This is a genomic window from Streptomyces aureus, assembly GCF_001418135.1.
Lineage (GTDB): Bacteria > Actinomycetota > Actinomycetes > Streptomycetales > Streptomycetaceae > Streptomyces > Streptomyces aureus_A.
The window spans coordinates 1-2,246 of the sequence record NZ_LIPQ01000406.1; the positions used below are offsets into that span (position 1 = coordinate 1).

The following is a 2,246-nucleotide window of genomic DNA, read 5'->3' on the forward strand; positions in this document are numbered from 1 at the left end:
GTCACAGCATGCCTTCCCGGGTGCGAGGGACAGGACGGGGACGGACGGGAAGTCCCTTGAGGTACAGGCGGATCCCGTGCCACCGGATGCCGGCGCTGACGGCGGCGGTGGACCACGGGTGGCGCAGCGCCGCGGTGAGCAGGCCGCGCGTGCCGGCGGGCCGGCGGTGGCCGCGGACGGTGGCGGTCAGCGGCCGGCTCCCGTCGCCGTGCCGCAGTTGGACGGTGAGGTCGAGACGCTCGCCGGGCAGCGGCAGCCGCATCCGGTAGGAGCCTTCGACGTCGAAGAACGGGGAGACGTAGAAGTCCTTGGCGACGTCGGCGCGTCCGGCGGCGTCGGGCCGCAGGAGGTAGCAGTGCCGGCCGCCGTAGGTGTTGTGGACTTCGGCGACGACGCAGACGGGGCTGCCGGCCCGGTCGTGGCACCAGTACAGGGTGAGCGGGTTGAAGACATGGCCGAGTACGCGCGCGTGGGCGAGCATCAGCACCCGTCCGTCGGCGTTCCGTACGCCCTGGGACGCGAGGTAGGCGTCGAGGCCTGCGCGCAGGGTGGGTGCCCGGCCGCCGAAGTGGTCGCGGGCGTCGAAGCGGGCGAGCACGCGCAGGGGGCGGGGCAGCCGGGGCAGGGCGTCGAGATCGACCAGCCACAGGTACGTGCGCTGCCGCAGGTCGTGGCGCACGGGCTGGACGCGGGTGTGGGCGACCTCGCTGGGGTAGAGCGCCGGCGTCACCGGGTAGGTGGGCGCGGCGGGTGTGGCGCGGGCGTTGGTCACCAGGTCACCCCCAGGGCGCGGGCCGCCTCGACTCCGGAACGGCAGCCGTCCTCGTGGAACCCCCAGCCGTGGTAGGCGCCGGCGAAGGCGGTCACGGACGTGGCGAGGCCCGGCAGTTCGCGCTGGGCGGCGACGGAGCGGGACGTGTAGACGGGGTGCTCGTACACCATGCGGGCGAGCACCGTGCTCTCGTCGACGCGGCCGTCCGCGTTGAGGGTCACGAGGTGCGGCTCGTCCACCGGGAGGCGCTGGAGCCGGTTCATGTCGTAGCTGACCTTGACCGCCCCGGGACGCGCGTCGCAGGACGGGAGCCAGTAGTTCCAGGAGGCCCGGGCATGCGGCCCGGCCGGCAGCACGCTGGTGTCCCGGTGCAGCACGGTGGTGTTGCGGGAGTACGTGAACGCGCCGAGGACCCGCCGCTCGTCGGGCGTGGCGTCGGCGAGCATCCGCAGGGCCTGGTCGGGGTGGACGGCGACGACGACGGCCGCGTGGGTCTCGGACTCGCCGTCCTCGGTGGTGACGCGGACCTGCTCCGTGCCACGTTCGATCGCGCGGACCGGGGTGGCGGTGCGGACGGCGGCAAGGTGCTTGGCCACCTTCTCGACGTACGCGCCGGAGCCTCCCGTGACGGTCCGCCACTGCGGCGAGCCGGTGGTGGAGAGGAGCCCGTGGTGGTCGAGGAACCGGAAGAGATATGCCGCCGGGTACAGGAGCGCGGTGTCGGGGGCGCAGGACCAGACGGCGGAGACGAGCGGGACGGCGAAGTGGCCGACGAAGTACGGCGAGAACCCGCCGCGCGCCAGAAACGCGCCGAAGGTCTGGCTGTCGTCCGCGGCGGCGAGAAGTCGGCGGGCCGCCCGGTGGAAGCGCGGTACGTCGGCGAGCATCCTCAGATGGCGGCCGCGGCGCAGGTTGCCGCCGCCGAGCAGGCCGCGGGCGCCACGCGCGCCCGCGTAGGCGAGGCCGCAGCCGTCGCACCGGACGGACATGCTCATCTCGGCGTCCTGGGTGGCGACGCCGAGTTCGCGGAAGAGCCGGAGCAGGTGCGGGTAGGTGCGCTCGTTGTGGACGATGAAGCCGGTGTCCACGCGGACGGTGCCGCCTTCCCGGGTCGGCAGCTCATGGGTGTGCGCGTGCCCGCCGAGCCGGGCGTCCGCCTCGTAGAGCACCACGTCGTAGGTCCGCGACAGCACGTGAGCGGCTGTCAGGCCGGCCACGCCCGACCCGACGACCGCGACGGTTCGCCGGTTCATTCGTTCCCCCTCGCGTCACGGGGCGTCCGCACACTGGCTGTGCGGCGCGTTCCCATGGGTGGTTCGGTGCCGTGGTCCGTTCGGATGGGTGGGGGTTTCCACGATTCCTCCGGCCCGCGGCGGGTGGGCGGTGCTCTGTACCTCCACAGGCTCCGGCGAATGGCGGAAGTTCCTCAAGACGCATCGTTTGTGCGTCGTTGTGAGAGGGGCCCTGTGATGAC

Annotated in this window: 2 protein-coding genes; both read right to left on the reverse strand. The window is 73.2% G+C overall.

Features of this window, described 5'->3' with window-relative positions:
* Position 1: 1 nt before the first annotated feature.
* Positions 2 to 772, reverse strand: coding sequence for a DUF1365 domain-containing protein (locus tag AOK00_RS29095; RefSeq protein ID WP_254047548.1), 771 nt, complete (start codon positions 770 to 772; stop codon positions 2 to 4).
* Positions 769 to 2,025, reverse strand: a complete 1,257-nt coding sequence (locus tag AOK00_RS29100; protein WP_055603218.1) for an NAD(P)/FAD-dependent oxidoreductase — start codon at positions 2,023 to 2,025, stop codon at positions 769 to 771. The genes AOK00_RS29095 and AOK00_RS29100 overlap by 4 nt, the downstream gene beginning before the upstream one ends.
* Positions 2,026 to 2,246: the final 221 nt, after the last annotated feature.